Raw genomic sequence first — 19,868 nt, 5'->3', positions numbered from 1 at the left:
CTGGTGATTCCGAGCGATCTGATGTCGAACGAGTATGCCCGCTGGATGTCCTACCCGGTCATGGTTCTGATCGGCGTTCCCCTCTACATTTGCGCTTCCGCGAGCACGCCGATCGCCGCCGCGCTGGTCGCCAAGGGTTTCAGTCCGGGAGCGGCGCTGATTTTTCTCATGACGGGTCCGGCGACCAATACGGGCACCATCGCGATCATCACGAGCCAGTTCGGGGCGCGCTTCGCGTCCATCTACGTGTCCGTGGTCATTGCGGTGACCGTCGTCATTGCCATCCTGATCGACACCCTCCTTCTCGCCACCGGCCTGGCGATCCCCGTGTACCTCGGGGCCTCTGACTCGCCGGCGATTCTGGCGCTGCAATGGGCGGGCGCCTTGGGCCTCATCGCCCTGATCGTCTGGCGGTTCCGCGCCGGCGCCCTGAGCAGTGGCTGGGAGGATCTGCTGATCAACCTACGGCCTCTGGCCAGGGGCTGGAGACGGTTTTGGGCGCACCTGACGCGTGGCCGATCGTTCCGCGGCGCCATCTCTCCCTCCACACCGGCGGGCAAAATACTCGGCGGAGTGGTCCTGGCACTGTTGTTCGGCAGCGGTTTTACCATCGTGCCTCCCGGCTCGGTCGGCTACGGCCGCCTGCACGGCAAGGTCTACTGGAGGGACCTGCCGCCGGGTCTGCACTATCTTGCCCCATGGCCCTTTGTCCGGGTCGACAAATGGCCGGTCCGGGAAGTGAAGTCCATCATGGCCGGCGACGCCCACGAGTATGTGTCCGGTGACCTGAACCTGATTTCCCTCGTCGTCAATGTGCAATACCGGGTGAAGGACCCCTATCTCTACCATTACCGGATAGCCGACCCGCAGAGCTTCATCGAGGACGCCGTCAGGGACCAGGTGCGTTCCTTCGTATCCGCCAGAAGCATGGACCAGCTCCTCAACGTTCATCGGGAAGCCTTGGAAGGGAGCGTCAACGACTTGTTCGAAAACAAGCATACGCACTTTCCGCGCGAGCAAGCCATGGTGTTCGAGAGCGTCGAGCCGATCAAGGTGAACCTGTCGGTCATCGGCCCCGTGCCCGAGGCCATGAGCGCCTTCCGGGAAGTATCGAGCGCGCAGGAGGATAAATCCCGGATTGTCACCAATGCGCAGCGGCTTCTGGTATCGCTGATTCCCCGGGCGCACGGCAATGCCGATTACGAGGTGGAGCAGGCCGATGGAGAGGCGCACCGAAGAGTGGCGACGGCAGGGGCGGAGTCCGCTGCGATCCAGCGGGTGGCCGCCGCCATGCGAAGCGCGCCGAATGTGCTTCGGAACATGCTGTGGCGGGAGAAGCTGGAAACTGCACTGTCCGATAAACCGAAGATCATCGTGCCCAACAGGCGCAGTCTGGAAAAGGTTGCGCTGTGGAAGAGGAGATCGGCGGAGGCGGGCGCCAAAGCCGGTCATCACAGGCCCGTAAGGATGCACGATCCGGCCGGCAGCAAGGGATCTCGCGCCGAGGGCGCCGGCCGGGAGCAATCGAAGATACCGGTCGACGCGCCCAAGGATTCGGCAGCCAATCAACCGGGGAGCAAGAAGTGATGACTTTGAAGATAAAGAGAATCCCCGCAACCATTGCCGTGATTGCTTTTGGCGTAATCGCTTACGATAGCCTTTACATCATCGACGAAACGCAACTCGGGGTATTGACCCACTTCGGCAAGATATCTCCCCCCGTCAGGCAACCCGGCCTCCACCTGAAGTGGCCCCGGCCCATATCCAAGATCTACAAGGTGGATCGTCGGATTCAGGCTCTCACCGACCTCTCCCAGGAACTGATTACGGAAGACCAGAAGAGCGTTCTGATGAACGGGTATCTGCTCTGGCGCGTGCAGGATCCCATTCTCTTCGTCGAAGCGATCCGAACCGGTGAGAGCGCTACCGAGCGGCTGACGAATCTCTTCCAATCGAGCAGCGGCATCGTTATCAGCAACGAGGCCCGAGACGCCTTTATCAGTCTGGGGCTGGAACACGAAGATCTGACCAGAGCGTCCAAGGATATTCTGGCTCTCATCGCGCCCATCGCCAAGGAAAATTACGGTATCGAGGTGACCGGAGCCGGAATCGTCGAATACACATTGCCGATGGAGAACCGGCCGAGCGTGATCCAGCGAATGATCTCGGAGCGCGCCCGCATCGCCGCCCGGTATCGCAGCGAAGGGGAGGAGATAGCGATCCGTGTCGAGGCGCGCGCCATCAACGAGCACGAGAAGATCATGGCCGACGCCCACGCGCAGGCGACCACCATACTTGGGGACGCGGAAGCTGAGGCGATGGCGTTGCTCGGCAGGGCCTACCGGCGCGATCCGGAGTTCTACAAGTTCATCCGCGCCCTCGACAGCTACGATCTGATTATCGACAGAAACACGACGCTCATGCTGCCGGCGGACAATGAGTTGTTCAAGTATCTCGACAGCAGGCAGGTACCGAGATAGATCGGGTTCGGCCAATGAACGAGCAGCAATCAATTCCGCCGAGCACGCGGGTCATATACGCCGTATTTGACTTTTGCGGCCTCCACCGCAAGAAATTTCTTGCGGGCCTTGCCTCCGCTGTCGCGCTCGGCATTCTGGCCAGTGGCATCTACATCATCAAGAAGGAGGAGGAGGGCGTCCGTACCCGCTTCGGGCGAGTGGTCGATGCGGCGGTCGGTCCGGGCATCGGCTACCGCATCCCACTCATCGAACGGATGCATATCCGCAAGGTCAAGAGAATCGTCGGATACCGGATAGCGAGCAGGAACGGCGATACGATCAACTTCACGGTCCTGTCCGGAGACACGAACCTGCTCGAAGTGGACGTGGCCATTCAGTACAAGATCCGTAATCTGAAGCAGTACCTGTTCGCGGCTTCCGACCCCCGCGCGTTGCTCACGGTGCTGGTACGGGAAGAGTTGATCAATATTCTGGGGCAGCACTTTGTTGACCTGATTATGACTTCGAATCGCGATCTCATTCAACAGCATCTGCTGGACGTGGTGATCGGACGCCTCGAAACTCTGGCTGTCGGGATCGATCTCGTCGCGCTCAAGCTCGTCAGCGTGCGTCCGATCCCGGAGACTCTGGCTGCATTCCGGGACGTCAACGACGCAATCGCGGAACGCGAGCAAGCCGTAAGCGCAGCAAATCGCAAGAGGGAACGGTTGGTTGCCCGCAGCAAGGGGCAGGCCGACGCGTTGATATTGAATGCAAAGGCGAGCGCCCGGGAACGAGTTGTTCAGGCGCGAAGCAGCGCCGGGGTCTTCAGGGCGTTGCTGGATGAATATCGGAAGGATCCGACACAGGTCGCCATCACGCGTTATTGGCAGCGCATGCGCGAGGTCTTTACCGAGGCAAGCCTGTCGATGGTAAACCCGGGTGGGGCTTCGACTATCGACATCAACATGATTGACGGCGCAGCCGGATTCACCCCGGCACAGATTGCGTTGGAAGCGCCGCCTTCGAGGGTTGCCGCTGCTGAGGGGCGGTTGCCGAGTTCGACCGCGCTACCCAACGTGCACACTCTGGAAACCGTCGGGAAGGACAGGCCCGTGCTGGATGGGCAGTTCCATAAGGAGCACACGGAGCGTGACCACGCAACGGGGGTCAATCCCCGGTCGCTCATATTCGATTCGCCCTCAATATTCTCCCATCGTCACCTCAAGAGTCACTCCGGAGGCGTCGGGCAGCCGGTCGACCAGAAGCCGATGGTGGATGTGATCGCTGATGAGGGCGCAGAGGACAACAAACCTGCAAGGGAAAAATAGGATGACTGACTTGCATCCCGGGATGCTTCGATCAGCGCTGTTCCTGGTAATGGCGTTGCTGCTGGTCCCGTGTCCGTCGATGGCGGCGACCGGCGTGTACGCGGATAAGGTCATCTTCGGGCAGAGCGCCTGTTTGACGGGGCCGAACAGGGATCTGGGGAACTACTACCGGTCGGGCATCCTCGCGGCGTTCGGGGAATGGAACGCTCGGGGGGGAGTCAACGGCAGGTCGTTGCAGTTGATCACCCACGACGACGGCTATGAACCGGACCAGGCGGCGGCGAACGCGGAGAGATTCGTCGCCGAGGACGATGTGTTGGCCATCGTCGGCGGCGTGGGAACGCCGACGGCGAAGCGCATCGCTCCAGTGCTGAGAGCGGCCGGGATTCCCTTTGTGGGCCACGTTACGGGCGCGGGATTTCTGCGCGACGCCGAGCACTTTCCGAATATCGTCAATCTGCGGGCGAGCTACGAGGAAGAAATCCTCATGTTGGTGGACTACGCCGTTCGCAAACAAGGCAAGAGCCGGTTCGGCATTATCTATCAGGACGACGCCTTCGGCCGTTCGGGGTTGAGGGGCTACAAGGTGGCGCTCAAGGAGCACGGTCTTCCCCTCTTGGCGAAAGCGGCCTTCTCACGCAACACGCATGCCGTCCATGCAAGCCTCTTTACCTTGGCGAAGGCCGATCTCGATTTCGTTCTGCTCGTCGGGACCTATACCACCAATGCGGATATCATCAACATGGCGAACAGCTTGGGACATGACTACATCATGGCCAATCTGTCCTTTGTTCTGTCCTATGAATTGAAGCAGAGAATTGAGATGCCGAGTAGCGAAGTCGTGGTGACCGAAGTCGTGCCGGACCCGACAGACGCGAACAGTCGAATCGTTCGAAATTTTCGACGCGCCCTTCGATCGGAGAGCCAACGAGCGGGGAAATCCGTTCGACCGGCGGCCAATGAGGTGTCTTTGGAGGGCTATATGCTTGGCCGCTTTGTCATCGCCGTGCTGGAGCGCATGGGTGAGGAATTGACGCGCGAGCACTTTCTTGAGCAGGCATTGCGGTCCGGCCCCGTGGACATTGATGACTGGAAGGTTGAATTCGAGCCTGGGACGAATGCCGGATCGAATTTCATCAGGTTGACCGCATTCGGTGGCAACTAAGCCACGAAAGGAGAAGGGTCGCTTGAAAAAAGTAGATGACTTTTCCACCGAAGAGGTCGGCGAGGAATGGCTGCGCGAACTCTACAAGGTTGTCGCCATGCGGCGCAACACCATGTTCCGCTTGATCAACGAGTCGACGCGCATGTTGCTGTACGGCAATGCCGGCGGCGCAGCGTTGATCGTCGGATTCATGAGGGAACCTGCGGGGGGCGAGAGTACGACCTACCACTGGTTCACCTTGCTGACCCTGCTCGTCTTCGGGGTTGGAATTCTCGCATCGGCCCTGACAATGGTCCTGGTGACTCTGGTCTCGGTGAAGGAGGCGCACGGGGCGGAAACCGGATTGAAGGAGTTCGTCGACGGCGATTTGGATCGCTCGCGGGTGCTGTTCGTGGTTGCAGGCCAGATCTTTCGCCTGGCGGATTTCGCCACCGTGTGCGGCACCGTCAGCGCCATGAGCTTCATGCTCGGTGGACTGAGCAGCATCATCCTGTTGACCCTGTACTTCTGACGCATCCTTGAATTGAGCAGTCAAGGCATTGGGTACGGACCATCGCCATGCTCCAACTCGCCGGATCGCTCGCCGCGCCGGTCGTGGGTGCGTTCCTTTACAGGTGGCTGCACGACCGGCCTGGTGCTGCACGTTTTGTTGACGTCTTCATGTACGTCGCCGTGCCGGCACTCGTTGTCTGGCAGGTGATTCCGTCTGCCTGGGCCGGCTACGGCGTACTGGCGATTGTGGTCTTCGCTCTGGGCGCCGGAACACCCGCCATAATTGAATTCGTCTCACACAGGCTCGCGCCCCATACCGACAATCTGGCCCTCCTGGCCGGTTTGTCCGGCTTGGCGCTGCATGTGTTTCTGGAGGGGGCGGCGCTGGTGTCCACAGGAGTACAAATCGCACCGGCGGTGATCCTGCACCGGATTATGGTTGGCCTGATGATCTGGTGGCTGCTGCGCCCCCGGCATGGCTTCGGGGGAGCTTTGCTCGGCATCGGAGTGATCCTGGTTGCCACGGTCGCCGGTTACGCTGTCGGCGCCCGGGTCTTCGGGGACGGCAGCGGTGGCGTGGAACTCTATCAGGCGTTCGTCGGCGGATCGCTTCTGCACGTCGTGTTTCACCAAGTCCGCCACGACCATAGTCACAAGCACGACTGAGGAAACCTGCCCAGGGGGAGTTCATGCCTCCGTGCACCTGCGTCAGTTGCGGAGGATGATCCCATGCTGGCGCAAAGGTGCAGGAGCTTGCGAGGCGTCGGGAGGAATGCGTCACATGAGCCTCGACCCCGATTTGACCGGCAAGGCGGAGAACCCACCGTGCGGAACTTGAGTCCGGCCCCTTTCGCAGGCTTCGACCGCAGACGATTCCTCCAGCTTTCAGCCGCGGCGCTAACGGCCTGGCGAAGTCCGGAACCGCAGCTCTTGGCGGCGCCGTCCCCCTCCCCTCGGGCCGACTCCATGATTCTGCTCTGGATGGCCGGGGGCATGGCGCAGACCGAGACCTTCGACCCCAAGCGCTACACCCCGTTCGAACCCGGTATCGAGTCCAAACGGGTTCTGAGCACGTTTCCCGCCATCGACACGGTGGTGGACGGCATTCGACTCTCCAGCGGCCTGGACCGCCTGGCCCGGGTGATGGACCGGGCCACCCTGATCCGGAGTCACCGTCTGGGAGACCTGGGCTTCATCCTTCACTCCCGCCACCAGTATCACTGGCACACCGGCTACGCGCCGCCCCTCTCGGTGGCGGCTCCCCACCTGGGGTCGGTGGTGGCCCGGACGCTGGGGCCCCGCCATCCGGACGTGCCCGCATTCGTGGACATCGGACAGGACATGGAGATCGGCGCGGAGAGCGACTCGCTCAAGGCCTTCCATACCGCCGGGTTCCTGGGCGCCGAGTACGGGCCCATGCTGATCCCGGATCCGGCGGCCGCGGCCGGAGCCATGCGGCCGCCCCAAGGCGTGGACCGGACCCGCGCCGCGCGGCGTTACCGCGCCTATCGCCGGCTGGTGGCCGAGAGTCCGGTGCTTCAACAAGGGACCACCTACCAGCAGGAGTCGCTGCTCCGCTACCTGGACAAGGCCCACCGCCTGGTGGATTCTCCCGCAGCCGCGGCCTTCGACCTGTCCCGGGAGCCCGAGAGTAGTCACCGAAGTTACGGCGCCGCCCGCTTCGGCCAGGGCTGCCTGCTGGCCCGGCGGCTCGTGGAAGCGGGAGTCCGGTTCGTGGAGGTCACCACCGGATACATCCCTTTTCGCTACTTCGACACGCACGAGAACGGCCACGAACGCATGGTCCACCTCAAGCGGAGCATCGACGGTCCCATCGCCCAACTGGTCCTGGACCTTGAAGAGCGCGGGCTTCTGGATCGGACGGTCGTGGTCGTGGCCAGCGAGTTCGGCCGGGACGCCCTCATCGAGGGCAAGCCGGACCTGGGGGTGAGGCAGCAGATCGAGGTCCCGGACCGGATGACCGAGCCGCGCCACTACGGCATGCACCGGCATTTCACCGAAGCCTCCTCGGTGCTGGTTTTCGGTGGCGGATTCAAGCAGGGCTTCCTCTACGGGAGGACCGACGACGAGCGCCCCTGTCGCGTGGTGGAGAATCCGGTCTCCATCGAGGACCTGCACGCCACCCTCTATGCCGCCTTGGGCATTCCGCCGGATCAAGCCTACGTGGTGGAGAAGCGGCCCTTCTTCGTCACCAAGGACGGCCGCGGAAAACCGGTCCAAGAGCTGTTTGCCTGACCCCAGCGATTTCCAAACCACACACCGGAGTCGAGACTCTTGAAGCCACTATCGTCATTTCCCCGAAGAACGTACGTTACGCAGCCGACGCCCCTGCAGCCGGCTCCCCGCCTGTCGCGATTGCTGGGCGGTCCGGAGATCTTCATCAAGCGGGACGACCTGCTGCCGGGAGCGGGCGGCGGGAACAAGACCCGCAAGCTGGAGTTTTCCATCGGTGACGCTCTGGCCCAGGGCGCGGATACCCTCATCACCAGCGGCGCGATTCAATCCAACCACTGCCGGCTGACCCTCTCCTGGGCCCGGGTGGAGGGACTCGAGTGCCACCTGGTGCTCCAGGAACCGGCGCCCGGCGCCTTCGATCCCGAGGCCGGCGGCAACAATTTCCTCTACCAGTTGCTGGGGGCGGACAGCCTCCGGATCGTCTCCGGAAGGGAAGAGGGGCCTCTCGCCATGGAGCGGTTGGCCGGCGAGTGCCGGGAGCGGGGACGGAAGCCCTATCTGATTCCAGTCGGAGGATCCACCCCGGTCGGCGCCACCGGTTACGCCGCCTGCGCCCTGGAGCTGATCTCCCAGTTTCGGGAGCTGGACCTGCGGGTGAACCACCTGGTGGTTCCCAGCGGAAGCGCCGGGACCCAGGCGGGCCTCCTGGCCGGATTCCACGGCGCCGATCACTCGCTCGCCGTGACCGGCGTCAACGTGAGCCGCGGCCGGGATCTGCAGGAGCCGAGCGTCTACGAGCTGGCCCTGGCGACCGCCTCCCGGCTGGGCGTCGAAGCCCCGGTCCCCAGGGAATCGGTGGACTGCAACGGCGACTACTTGGGCCCTGGATATGCCCTGCCGACGCCGGAGATGATGGAAGCCGTCGGGCTCGTGGCCCGCTCCGAGGGAATCCTCCTGGACCCGGTCTACACCGGCAAGGCCATGGCCGGGACCATCGACCTGATCCGCAAGGGGGTCTTCCGCAAGGGGGAGACGCTGGTCTTCGTCCACACCGGGGGCTCGCCGGCTCTCTACGTCCACATGGACGCGTTTCGGAAGAGGTTCCCTCCGCCGCCGGCGACCGATTCGGCCGGCATCGAAAGGTAGGAACTCCCCCACCGGCCCGGACGGGAGCGGCGGTTTCCAACCGCCGAACTGGAACGGCGATTTCCAATCGCCGAACTGGAACGGCGGTTTCCAACCGCCGAACTCTTAACTAACGAACTTGGCGACGAAGGCCGGGCGATTGGAATTCGCCCCTCCTCATATCTCAGGAGGCCGGGAAGGTCAGACCAGGATCTCCTCCACGACCCGGGCGGGAAACTGGTCGGTCAGGCGCTCGTCCAGACCGTGGCGCCGGTAGACCAGGTCCCGGTAGTTCATGCCCAACAGGTGCAGCAGGGTGGCGTGGAAGTCGTGGACGCTGACCCTCTGGTCCACGGCCTTGTGCCCGATGTCGTCGGTGCCGCCGTAGGTGAGTCCTCCCTTGACGCCGCCGCCGGCCATCCAGATGCTGAATCCGTCGGGGCCGTGGTCCCGCCCGTCGGCGCCCCGGTCGGCGACCTGGGCCAGGGGCATTCTCCCGAACTCTCCGCCCCAGATCACCAGGGTCTCCTCCAACAGGCCGCGGCGCTTGAGGTCCTTGACAAGGGCGGCCGCGGGACGGTCCGTCTTCCCGCAACTGTAGGTCAGCATCTTCTCCAGGTTGGTGTGGGCGTCCCAGATCTGGCCTTCGATGAAGATCTGAACGAAACGGACTCCCCGCTCCACCAGGCGCCGGGCCATGAGGCAGCGGGTTCCATAGGAACGGGTCAGCTCGTCGTTGAGGCCGTACATTTCCCGGGTGGCCTCGTCCTCCTGGGACAGGTCCAGCGCATCCGACGTGGCCAACTGCATCCGGGCGGCCAGCTCGTAGCTGGCGATCCTGGCGTCGAGCTCCGGTTCCCTTGGCCGGGCGTCCCGGTGCGCCGTGTCGAGACGGCGGAGCAGGGCGCGCTCGGCTTCGATCAGGTCGCTGGGCAGATTCCGCCGCGACTCCAGGTTCAGGACGGGCGGCCCCTCGGAGCGGAAGCGGGTCCCCTGGTAGACGGGAGGCAGCCAGGCCGACTGCCAGTTCTGCTCCCGGTTGATGGGCAGCCCCTTGGGGTCGTCCAGCACCACGTATCCGGGCAGGTTCCGGGTCTCGCTCCCCAGTCCGTAGACCACCCACGAGCCCAACGAGGGCCGATTGGGCAGGGTTCGGCCCGAGTGCATGAGATAGATGGCCGGCTCGTGGTTGAAGTGCTCCCCGTACATGGAACGGATCAGGGTGATGTCGTCCACCACCTCTCCCAGATGGGGAAGCAGTTCGGAGAGCTCCATTCCGCAACGTCCGCGCCGCTTGAACTTGTAGGGGGAGGGGAACAGCCCTCCCACCTGGTCGGCGAATTCGATCTTGTTGAGGATGTCCCTGGGGGGCGCGCTCCCCGCCAACCGGGCCAGCTCCGGCTTGGGGTCGAACAGGTCCACCTGGCTGGGTCCGCCGTTCATGAACAGGTGGATCACGGCCTTGGCCTGGGGACGGTAGTGGGGAGCCCGGGGCTTCAGGTCATGGACTCCGTTGCCGGCCAGCGCCGGATTGGAGGAGGAGTAGAGGTCCTCCCCCAAGAGTGTGGCCAAGGCCGTGCCGTAAAGGCCGTCGCTGAGCCGGGAGAAGAACTCCCGCCGGGGGATGTGGGGACTCTCGAGTCTGTTTCTCATGGTCGCCGGCCTAGTCGATGTAGGAGAACTCCGCCGAGGTGAGCAGAGCGTGGGAAACGGACGCCAGAGCCGACCAGTGGGCGGTCGTCCGGCGCGGAGCCTCGTCCTGTTCGTTCTCCAAGTGACGGGTCCACTTCTCCGCGAGGTCGGAGAGGGATTCCAGGGTCATTTGCATCTCCTCCGGAGTGGGCCTCCGGGTGAGAACCCGCAGGTAGAGCTCCCGGACCTGGTCCTCGGCCCGTCCCGGGTGCGCGTCCACCAGGCGTCCGGCCAGATGGCGCGACAGCTTCCGGGCCAGGAAGCCGTTCATCAACTGGAGGGCCTGCGGCGCAACGTTGGAGGAGATTCGCTCGGTGCAGTTGGGCGCCATCTGCGGGGCGTCGAAGAGGTCCAGGAAGGTCATTCTCAGGAGGCGCCGTTTCTGGGTGTAGATGGCCCGCCTCCAACCGTTCTTCGTTCCCTGGGCGATCACCTCCCCGTCGTCCATCCTCTCCACCGGGTCGGCCGGTCCGAAGCGGTCCGGGTCCAGCCGGCCGGTGGCCCGCAGCATGGAATCGTAGAGCACCTCCGCCTGCATCCGCCGCAAGGACATGCGCGACCAGAGGTGGCCTTCGGGATCGGCTTCCCCCTGCAACCCCCGTCCCGAACTCTGTCGGTAGGCGGTGGAGGTCATCATGAGCCGGTGCAGCGACTTGAGGCTCCAGTCCCGGTCCACGAACCAGGTGGCCAGCCAGTCCAGCAGTTCCGGATGGGAGGGCCGGGCGCCGGTCCGGCCGAAGTCGGCCGGCGTGGAGACGATGCCACGTCCGAAATGGTGCATCCAGACCCGGTTGACCAGGACCCGCGAGGTCAGCGGATGCTCCGGATGGGTCAGCCAGCGGGCCAGGGCCAGGCGATAGCCGGTGGTGTCGGTTCTCCCCGAAGGGATCTCCGGATCGTATTCGGGCAACCCCGCACGCAGGACGGCGGGCACTCCGGGGTAGACGCGCTCCCCGATGGTCTCGGCATTGCCGCGCTGCAGGACGTAGGTGGGAGAGCCTTCGCTCCCCATGTCGAAAAGGGCCCGCACGGCCGGTTTGGGTTTCAGTTTCTTCTTCAGCTCGCCCAGCGACTTGTTGAATTCCGCGAGCTGGGGTTTGAGCTCCTCGTTCTCACGCGCCAGCCCCTGGTCGGTGACCTTCAGCGTCTTCTGAAAACGGCGTTGCAGGTATTTCTGAACCGTGTTGCGCTGGTCCTCCGGGGTCTTCAGCAGGGCTTTGAGGTCCTGCCGCAGGGCTTCCGGCAGGGCCGCCAGCCGGGATTCCAGGACCTGGTTTCGGAGCGGCCCGGTCTTGGCCTTCCAGGCCCGTTCCAGGTCGTCGATCTGCTTTTGGATGGGAGCGTTGAAGCGCTTCGTCTCCTCGATCTCCTTCGGATCCCCCACGTCCAGGTAGCGCTGGGTCGGGTCGAGCCAGTCGTAGGGGTCGTAGGCGCTCTGAAAAACGGCGCTGAGGCGGTAGTAGTCCTTCTGGGAGATGGGGTCGTACTTGTGATCGTGGCAGCGGGCGCAACCCATGGTCAGGCCCAGGACCGAGGAGCCCAGCACCTGGATCTCGTCGTGGATCACGTCCATCTTTTCGGCCAGCGAGGCGTTGGACGGCGAATCGGTGGGATCGGAGGCGAGCCTCAGAAACCCGGTGGCCGCCAGGAACTCCAGGGCGTCGGGCGTGACCTCCTTCTTGTAGTCCGCCAACTCGTCGCCGGCCAACTGCTCCACCAGGAAGCGGTCGTAGGGCTTGTCCTGGTTCAGGGAGCGGATCACGTAGTCGCGGTAGCGCCAGGCCTGGGGGCGGAAGTGGTCGGCGTGCTTGATCCCCTCGGTGTCGGCGTAGCCGGCCACGTCCAGCCAGTGCTGAGCCCAGCGCTCCCCGTAGTGGGGCGAGTCCAGCAGCTCCTCGACCATGCGCTCGTACGCGTCCGGAGACTCGTCCGCCAGATGGGCCCGGATCTGGGACGCGGTGGGAGGCATCCCGACGAGGTCCAGGTAGGCCCGGCGCATCAGGGTGAGGCGGTCCGCTTCGGGCGAGAAGCTCAGGCCGTTGGCTTCCAGCTTCTCCAGCAGGAAGGCGTCGATGGGATTCCGGACCAGTGCGTCCCGGGCGACCTTCGGAACCGGAGGACTCTTTGGACTCCGGAAGGACCAGAACCCCCGGTCCTCGCCGGTCAGGGGAAGTTCGGAATCCTGGCCCGGGTCATGCGGCGGGTCGGCAAGCGCTCCGGCGGCGATCCAGCGGCGCAGGTTCTCCACCTCCCCGGTGCTGGGAGGCCTGACGCGGTACTTGAAGAGGAGGTCGGCGGGAGGCATCTCCTCGTGCACGATGCGCTGAAAGAGAAGACTGGCGTCGGGGTCGCCCGGCACCAGGGCCGGTCCCGACTTGCCGCCCCGGAGGCGTCCGGCCAGGGTTCTCAGGTCCAGACCCCCTTCCTGGGCCCGCTTGCCGTGGCAGACCACGCACCTCATGAGGAAGATGGGAAGCACGTCCTTCTCGCTGATGTCCGCGTGGGCCAGGGCCGCTTCCGCTTGACCCAGCCGGTCGATCCAGCCGCGGATGGCCGCAATCTCCTCCCGGCCCAGAGCCGCGTCGCCGGGAGGCATGGCTCCGGACACCACCTTGTCCAGCAACAGACTTTGGTCGGCCGACCCGGGGACGACGGCCGGACCCGATTTGCCTCCCTTCAGGATCGATGCGGGGGCTCTCAGGTCCAGCTCGGCCTGGGGCGCGGACTCGCCGTGGCAGGCCACACAGTTGTTCTCGATGATGGGCCGGATCGACGAGTCGAAGACGTCCGGCGCCGTCTCGCCGGTTGCGGTAACAGGAGCGAAGAACAGCGGAGCGAGCCAGATCATCCGGCGGCAGGCCCTGAGAAAGGCCATGGTGTTCCCTGAATGAGGCGTCATCGAGTAGCTCCAGATTGGCGCCATGATACCGGAGATGTCTGGGCAACGCGAGAATCGGCCAGGACCCTTACCGCGGTCCCGGGTCCGGGTGAAACCGATTCGATCGGAGCACCCTGGGAGGGACATTCTTGTCCCCCTCATCATCGCCGGTCCGGAACCGGATCTCCTTTGTTCCTCAGTAGATTCTCTCCTCGGCGCTGTACGCGTGCAGATGGTCGAGGTGGTGGCGTTCGGTGCAGCCTTTCGCCGTGTATTCCAACTGGATCGTGATGTGTTGGATGCCGAAATCGTTAGCTGCGATCTCCCGCAGGCGGCGCCGCAGGAATTCCAGGTCTTTGAATTCGGGGTCGACCAGGACGTGGGCAGTGAGCACTTCATAGCCGGGGACGAGGCTCCAGACGTGGATGTCGTGGATCAGGCCGACGCCCACCACCTCTTCCATCTGGCTGCAGAGCCGATACACGTCTATGTGTTTGGGAACACCCTCCAGCAGGACGTTCACGACCTTGCCGATCAACCGCCAGGTGCTGAACAGGATGAGAACTCCGATGACCACACTCACGACCGTGTCTGCGTGGTCCCAGTCGAAGGCCCACACGAGCAGGCCCGAGACCACGACGCCGACGGTCCCCAGCAGATCGACCATGATGTGCAGGAATGCGCCTTCAACATTGGCATTGTGCTTCGACGCGCGGTGGAGAACACCGGCCACCGAGAGGTTGACCAGCAAGCCGGCTGCGCCGAATGCAAGCATGATTTCGCCTTCAACGTGGTGATGCGCATCATGGGCGCGTTCGTAGGCCTCCGTGATCAGCCATCCGGCGATCAGCCAGAGAGAAAGGGCGTTGAGCAGGGCCGCCAGGATCTCGAGGCGGCGGAGGCCGTAGGTCCGTTGGATGGATGCGGGCCGAGTCGAGAAGTGGAGGGCGACCAGGGCGAAACCGATGGACGCCGCGTCCGTCACCTTGTGTACGGCTTCCGCCAGCAACGCCAGACTGCCCGACAAAATGCTGCCGACGATCTGAATGAGCATGTAGCCGACGGTCAAGAGGAGCGCGATGATCAGGCTGTACCGGCTGGCGCCGTGCAGATCGTCGCCATGTTCCGCGGGTCCGTGATGATGGTGGTCGTGATCGTGACGATGCGCACCCGTCATATTGTTCAATTCGACGAACTTAGTGCCGTAACTTACCGGATAATCTCAATTTTGTTGTCAATTTTGTTGTCGTGATCGGGGCGATGTCAACTGTTGGTCAATGGCAGTTGCCGTTATACGTGAGGAAACGGGCATCATGGCGCAAGCCCTCGAGGAAACTGACCAGCGCAGTGGTTCGGGGCTCAAGATCCTCACCTTCCGGATCGTCCTTCTCTCGCCGGCTCCGCAACATACGGCCGCAGCGGAATCCCACGGTGCGCTGAAGGACGTCGAAACGCTCAAGGCTCCCGCGTGCGCGTGAAGGGGACAGTCCGCGGAGGTCCCCGGAAAACCAGACTGTCCCCATCTCCACTCCCCATCTCTGAAGGGGGCAGTCACGCACGGCGGGCGCCCCCGAAAACCAGACTGTCTCCACCTCCCGCTACTGCCCTCTACACTAGACTCGTGTACACTGACTTCGTGTATATTCCTCAATGAGGCTTAGAAAGCGGATTATGAAAAACATCACATTGAGCGCCGACGAAAACCTGATTGAAGCGGCACGCCGACGTGCTGCCGCGGAACACACAACGTTGAACGAGCAATTTCGCGGCTGGCTTGAGAACTACGTACGACGCGAGCAGCAGGCTGCGGAGGCCATGAGAGTGATCCGCGAACTGCAAGGGCGCATATTCACTGGAGGTCGCACGTTCACTCGGGATCAAATGAATGAGCGTTGAAGACTTCCTTGACTCCAACGTCTTCGTCTACTTGTTTGATGAAACCGACCCCAGAAAGCGGCAACTTGCAGAGCGTCTGGTTAAACGGGCCTTGGAGCACCAAACTGGTTGCATCAGTTTCCAGGTCGTCCAGGAAACACTCAACGTCATGACCCGTAAGCTCAAGGTGCCGCCGGAGACGGCGCACTCCGGAAAAACAGACTGTCCCTTTCTCCGTCTCCCTTTCTCCACTTTCCGAAAACTTGCCCGAATAGCCAGACTGTTCCCAGTTCCCCCATCTCCGCCCGAGTACCAGACTGTCCCCATTTTCCCCCCACGCATCGCAATCAGCACTTCTACCGTGTACACTGCAACAGTGTAGATCGTAGACGGAATACTTCACGAAAGAAGACTGAAAGCATGGAGGTCATCGTGAGAAACATCACCCTGAGCGCTGACGAGAATATGATCGAAGCGGCTCGGCGCCGCGCGGTGGCGGAAAATACGACCTTGAACGGTCAGTTTCGGCTCTGGCTTGCCGAGTACGTTGGCGGGGAAAGGCAGGCAGCCCGGGCGATGCGTACCGTCCGTGAACTGCAAGGCAAACTGCGCGTCGGGCGCAAGTTGACGCGGGAAGAGATGAATGAACGCTGAAAGCTTCATCGATACAAATGTCTTCGTGTATCAGCTTGAGCGTCTTGATGTCCGTAAAGCCGATATTGCCGACCAACTCATCGGGCATGGAATCGAAACCCAGACGGCGTGCATCAGTTTTCAGGTGATCCAGGAGTGTCTCAACACCGCCACCCGCAAGGCTGAAGTGCCGCTGACCGAAGATGAGATGCGCAAGTACATGATGGACGTCCTGAATCCGTTGTACAGAGTTCAACCAGATATCTGGCTCTATGGAAAATCACTGGAGATCCGATCCCGCTACGGTTTCAGCTTCTATGACTCGCTCATCGTTGCGGCCGCGATCAAGGCGGGCTGCAGAACCCTCTACAGCGAAGATCTTCAGCATGGGCAAGAGATTTCTGGCGTTGTCATCACGAACCCTTTCGGTTAGAGAACCGATCCCACGGAAAATCGCGGAAAATCGGACTGCCCCCTTCTTGATCGGCCAAACCTCTTCCGCGTCATTGACGATCCGGTGGACTCAGGCGATGGAAGGGTATGAATTAGGATACTTCAATATGTAACTTTGGAATATCCTAATAATTATTGTAAGCTGTCTGCGATGATCGAGCGGGACCTCACGCCGGAGTTGATCAGGGCGGCTCGCCAATTCCCTTCGATCACGTTGACCGGACCACGGCAGAGCGGAAAGACGACCTTGTGCCGAGCCGTGTTTCCGGACCTTCCCTACACGACTCTGGAGGCCCCGGACATACGCGCTTTGGCGACGGAGGACCCCAGAGGTTTCCTGGCCCAGTTTCCCAACGGAGCCATCATCGACGAAGTGCAACGCGTCCCAGACCTCCTCTCGTACCTGCAGGTCATCATCGACTCCGATCCGGAGCCCGGCCGCTGGGTTCTGACTGGCTCGCAGAACCTTTCCCTGCTGGCGTCGGTCAGCCAATCGCTGGCGGGAAGGACAGCCGTGCACCACCTGCTGCCACCGAGCCGCAGTGAGATCGTGCGCTTCGACCGGCCTCCGAAAAGTCTTGAAGCGACTCTCTTCGCGGGCGCCTATCCTCGGATTTTCGATCGCGATCTGAACCCGGCGGACTGGCTCCGTTCTTATGTCGCGACCTATATCGAACGGGACGTGCGGACCATCAGCAACGTGGGAGACCTTCCCACCTTTCAACGCTTCGTGGAATTGTGCGCCGGCCGTACGGCTCAACTGGTGAACTACTCGTCATTGGCCGACGACTGCGGCGTGTCCCAGCCAACGGCCAAGACATGGCTCGGGATTCTCGAGACCGGTTTTCTCACCTTTCGCCTGCCGGCATTTCACGCCAATCTGCGCAAGCGCCTGGTGAAGATGCCGAGGTTGTACTTCTACGACACCGGGCTGGTCTGCTGGCTGCTGGGCATTCGCAGCCCCGAGCAGCTCCGCACACATCCCTTGCGAGGACCGATCTTCGAAACCTGGGTGGTCTCGGAGATTGCAAAATACCGGACTCACCTGGGCGAATCCGGGGGTCTTTTCTTCTACCGCGACAGTAACGGGGCCGAGGTCGATCTCATCCTTGAATATCCGTTCCACATCACGCTGGTGGAAGCCAAGGCTTCCGCGACGCCGTCCTCCGCTCTGTTTCGCGGCGCCCGGCGCGTGCGCAGACATCTTTCGCGACAGCCTCGCCCATGTTCGGTCGTCGTGGCCTACGGGGGCGAGCAACTCCAGCGGCGCACCGAAGGGAGCCTGGTCCCCTGGAGCGAACTGCACCAAGCGGACTTTTGGGAACCGGCCGCCGTCGTTTGACAGAAATCCTTGCCGTGGTAGGGTTCTAGGCACCATTGCCATCTCACCGGATCTCCACCGAGCCTGTGCTCGAACCCGGGTCGAAAACCCCGGCTGCAGGCAGTCCGGTCCGCGCTGGCGCATTCTCGACAATTCCAGACGATTTGCTTGAGGACCGTAGACTGACGCGTCTTCTCCAGGGGGCCAGATGACCGACCAGAACCCAACTCAGATGTCCGGCGCCGATCCCGGCTCCAACCTCCGCGTCCCGGCCGGGAAAATGGCGGCCTGGGGAGTGGACACGCTGCCCGTTCCTCCCCCGGACCGCTTCGATCTGCGCCGGTTCCTGGGGCCGGGCCTGCTCATGGTGGGACTGGCCATCGGAGGAGGGGAATGGCTGACCGGTCCCGCCCTGACGGCGCAGTACGGCGGGATACTCATGTGGATCGCCACCATGAGCATCCTGTTCCAGTGCTGCTACAACCTGGAGGTGATGCGCTACGCCCTGTATTGCGGCGAGCCCATGTTCACCGGCTTTTTCCGGTTGGCGCCGGGCCCGCGCTTCTGGACCGGCATCTTCCTGGTGGTCGACTTCGGCGCGATCTGGCCCTACCTGTCGGCCAACGCGGCGGTACCCTTGTTGGCGGCGTTTCTGGGGCATCTGCCTGGGACCCTCCCCACGACCTACCTTTCCCAGGAAGAAATCGTGGCCGAGACGGGGCTTTCGGCCCGGCTGGTGGAGGAGATGTCGCAACACCCCGGCCGTTTCGGACGGGTCCAGGATGTCGAGCGCGAGACGGGACTGCCGGTGGAGGTGATCCGGGAGATCGCGCAGAACCCGGAGCACTATGGCGACACCCGCCGCTGGCGGCCTCTGCCCCATCCGCTCACCGAGTGGCAGGACGGGGACTCGGTCACGGAGGTGGCCGCCAGGACCGGGTTGGACCGCGAGGTTCTGGAGAAGGTTCAAGGGAGGCCGGAACTGTTCGGACCGGTGGAGGTTGTCATCCGAGAAACCGGACTTCCGGCCGAGATCGTCCATGAAATGGCTCGGAACCCGAGCGCCTACGGCGTCACGGACCGGTGGAAGGCCATGCCGGAGCCGGTGCTGGAGAAGTGGGTCGAACCGGAAAGGAGTACGGTTGGCTATCTCGGCTACGCCATCTTCCTCTCCGCCTTCGTCCCGCTGATCTTCGGCGGCAAGGTCTACAACATGGTCGAGAAGATCATGGCCGCCAAGACGGCCCTGGTGCTGGGCTATCTCATCTTCCTGGGGGTCTTCTACGTCGAATGGCGGGTCTGGGTCGAGATCTTTTCGGGGTTCGTCAAATTCGGGGCGCTTCCCGAAGTGGGGGGAAACCCGTTGACGTGGTCGGAACTGTTCCGGGGGACCTTCGGAATCGGAGGCGCCAGACCGGCTCTGGACGTGGGCCTGTTGGCTATTTTCGCCGCCATTGCCGGAAGCGGAGGCCTGGGCAACGCCAGTTTCGCCAACTACGTTCGGGACAAAGGCTGGGGAATGGGGGCCCGGGTGGGCGCCATCGCCAGCGCCGTGGGCGGAAAGGGCGTCAAGCTGCTCCACGAGGGCCGGGTGTTCCACGTCACGCCGGAATCGAAAAAACTGTGGACGGGATGGCGCAAGGTCACGATTCGCGACCAACTGGGGATCTGGGTCGGGGGTTGCATCCTGGGCATGGGCATACCGGCCCTGCTCTCGCTCCAGTTCGCCGCCGGACAGCAGGTCCGGGGCGATTCGCTGGCCGCCCTGACGGCACAGGGAGTCGTCGAGAAGACCGGGGAACCCATCTTCTGGTTTCTCACCCTGCTCTGCGGCTTCATGGTCCTGGGCCCGACCCAGATCGCGGCGGCGGACTCCTTCTGCCGGCGTTGGACCGACCTGATCTGGACCGCCAGCACCCGCGCCCGGGGGCTGAAGGAAGAGCAGGTCAAGTATGTCTACTACGTGCTGCTGGCCGCCTACGCCCTCTGGGGTGTGATGGCGCTGACCCTGATTCCCGACCGCATGATGATCGTGAAGATTGCGGGCATCCCCTTGAACTTCGGTCTGGGGTTTTCGGCGCTCTGCGTCCTGGCCGTCAACTGCAAACTGCTGCCCAGGGAATTGCAGCCTGCCTGGTACATCCGTGTCTTGATGGTGGCCTGCGCCCTGTTCTTTTTGAGCATCGCCTGTGTCTCCACGGCGGCCGTGATTCGCGACCTCCAGTTCCTGTAGGAGTCGGAGGGGGGG

18 protein-coding genes are annotated in these 19,868 nt (G+C 63.0%); 15 read left to right on the top strand and 3 right to left on the bottom strand.

Annotated features, from left to right (window positions below; all coding sequences use genetic code 11):
• The 8 genes from OXT71_06405 to OXT71_06370 form a co-directional block, all read left to right on the top strand.
• A partial coding sequence (locus OXT71_06405) for a permease (GenBank protein MDE2926012.1) occupies nucleotides 1–1,587 on the top strand: 1,587 nt, incomplete at its 5' end.
• Nucleotides 1,587–2,480: a protease modulator HflC gene (locus tag OXT71_06400; GenBank protein MDE2926011.1), complete on the top strand. Its 894-nt coding sequence runs from the start codon at nucleotides 1,587–1,589 to the stop codon at nucleotides 2,478–2,480. The genes OXT71_06405 and OXT71_06400, both read left to right, overlap by 1 nt.
• A 14-nt stretch (nucleotides 2,481–2,494) precedes the next feature.
• Nucleotides 2,495–3,790: a protease modulator HflK gene (locus OXT71_06395; GenBank protein MDE2926010.1), complete on the top strand. Its 1,296-nt coding sequence runs from the start codon at nucleotides 2,495–2,497 to the stop codon at nucleotides 3,788–3,790.
• Nucleotide 3,791: 1 nt separating this feature from the next.
• Nucleotides 3,792–4,955, top strand: a complete 1,164-nt coding sequence (locus tag OXT71_06390; GenBank protein ID MDE2926009.1) for an ABC transporter substrate-binding protein — start codon at nucleotides 3,792–3,794, stop codon at nucleotides 4,953–4,955.
• A 22-nt stretch (nucleotides 4,956–4,977) separates the two neighbouring features.
• A complete protein-coding gene (locus tag OXT71_06385; GenBank protein MDE2926008.1) occupies nucleotides 4,978–5,466 on the top strand; it encodes a hypothetical protein in 489 nt (162 codons plus the stop codon).
• Nucleotides 5,467–5,513: 47 nt separating this feature from the next.
• Nucleotides 5,514–6,113: a hypothetical protein gene (locus tag OXT71_06380; GenBank protein MDE2926007.1), complete on the top strand. Its 600-nt coding sequence runs from the start codon at nucleotides 5,514–5,516 to the stop codon at nucleotides 6,111–6,113.
• 159 nt (nucleotides 6,114–6,272) lie between these two features.
• Nucleotides 6,273–7,703, top strand: a complete 1,431-nt coding sequence (locus OXT71_06375) for a DUF1501 domain-containing protein (GenBank protein ID MDE2926006.1) — start codon at nucleotides 6,273–6,275, stop codon at nucleotides 7,701–7,703.
• 39 nt (nucleotides 7,704–7,742) lie between these two features.
• Nucleotides 7,743–8,789, top strand: coding sequence for a D-cysteine desulfhydrase (locus OXT71_06370; protein ID MDE2926005.1), 1,047 nt, complete (start codon nucleotides 7,743–7,745; stop codon nucleotides 8,787–8,789).
• A 180-nt stretch (nucleotides 8,790–8,969) separates the two neighbouring features.
• Here OXT71_06370 and OXT71_06365 read toward each other — a convergent pair whose 3' ends face one another.
• From OXT71_06365 to OXT71_06355, 3 genes are all read right to left on the bottom strand, one after another.
• On the bottom strand, nucleotides 8,970–10,421 hold the full coding sequence (locus tag OXT71_06365) for a DUF1501 domain-containing protein (GenBank protein MDE2926004.1): 1,452 nt from the start codon (nucleotides 10,419–10,421) through the stop codon (nucleotides 8,970–8,972).
• A 10-nt stretch (nucleotides 10,422–10,431) separates the two neighbouring features.
• Nucleotides 10,432–13,359 (bottom strand): PSD1 and planctomycete cytochrome C domain-containing protein, encoded by a 2,928-nt coding sequence (locus tag OXT71_06360; GenBank protein ID MDE2926003.1) that lies wholly within the window; start codon nucleotides 13,357–13,359, stop codon nucleotides 10,432–10,434.
• 175 nt (nucleotides 13,360–13,534) lie between these two features.
• The gene (locus OXT71_06355; GenBank protein MDE2926002.1) at nucleotides 13,535–14,515 is read right to left on the bottom strand and encodes a cation diffusion facilitator family transporter; all 981 of its coding nucleotides are present in this window, start codon (nucleotides 14,513–14,515) and stop codon (nucleotides 13,535–13,537) included.
• A gap of 136 nt (nucleotides 14,516–14,651) precedes the next feature.
• On the opposite strand from OXT71_06355, the gene OXT71_06350 reads away from it, so the two are divergent.
• From OXT71_06350 to OXT71_06320, 7 genes are all read left to right on the top strand, one after another.
• Nucleotides 14,652–14,816 carry a hypothetical protein gene (locus tag OXT71_06350; protein MDE2926001.1) on the top strand — a complete coding sequence of 55 codons (165 nt, stop codon included), beginning with the start codon at nucleotides 14,652–14,654 and terminating at the stop codon, nucleotides 14,814–14,816.
• Nucleotides 14,817–15,009: 193 nt separating this feature from the next.
• A complete protein-coding gene (locus OXT71_06345; protein MDE2926000.1) occupies nucleotides 15,010–15,234 on the top strand; it encodes a hypothetical protein in 225 nt (74 codons plus the stop codon).
• Nucleotides 15,224–15,595 (top strand): PIN domain-containing protein, encoded by a 372-nt coding sequence (locus OXT71_06340; GenBank protein ID MDE2925999.1) that lies wholly within the window; start codon nucleotides 15,224–15,226, stop codon nucleotides 15,593–15,595. Before OXT71_06345 ends, OXT71_06340 begins: the two co-directional genes overlap by 11 nt.
• 38 nt (nucleotides 15,596–15,633) lie before the next feature.
• A complete protein-coding gene (locus OXT71_06335) occupies nucleotides 15,634–15,867 on the top strand; it encodes a hypothetical protein (GenBank protein MDE2925998.1) in 234 nt (77 codons plus the stop codon).
• Nucleotides 15,857–16,279, top strand: a complete 423-nt coding sequence (locus tag OXT71_06330) for a PIN domain-containing protein (GenBank protein ID MDE2925997.1) — start codon at nucleotides 15,857–15,859, stop codon at nucleotides 16,277–16,279. The genes OXT71_06335 and OXT71_06330 overlap by 11 nt, the downstream gene beginning before the upstream one ends.
• A 171-nt stretch (nucleotides 16,280–16,450) precedes the next feature.
• Nucleotides 16,451–17,641 carry an ATP-binding protein gene (locus OXT71_06325; protein ID MDE2925996.1) on the top strand — a complete coding sequence of 397 codons (1,191 nt, stop codon included), beginning with the start codon at nucleotides 16,451–16,453 and terminating at the stop codon, nucleotides 17,639–17,641.
• Between the two features lie 187 nt (nucleotides 17,642–17,828).
• Nucleotides 17,829–19,853 (top strand): Nramp family divalent metal transporter, encoded by a 2,025-nt coding sequence (locus tag OXT71_06320; GenBank protein MDE2925995.1) that lies wholly within the window; start codon nucleotides 17,829–17,831, stop codon nucleotides 19,851–19,853.
• Nucleotides 19,854–19,868: the final 15 nt, after the last annotated feature.

The sequence above is a fragment of the Acidobacteriota bacterium genome (assembly GCA_028874215.1).
Lineage (GTDB): Bacteria > Acidobacteriota > UBA6911 > RPQK01 > JAJDTT01 > JAJDTT01.
This window is presented reverse-complemented; position numbering and strand designations above follow the sequence as displayed.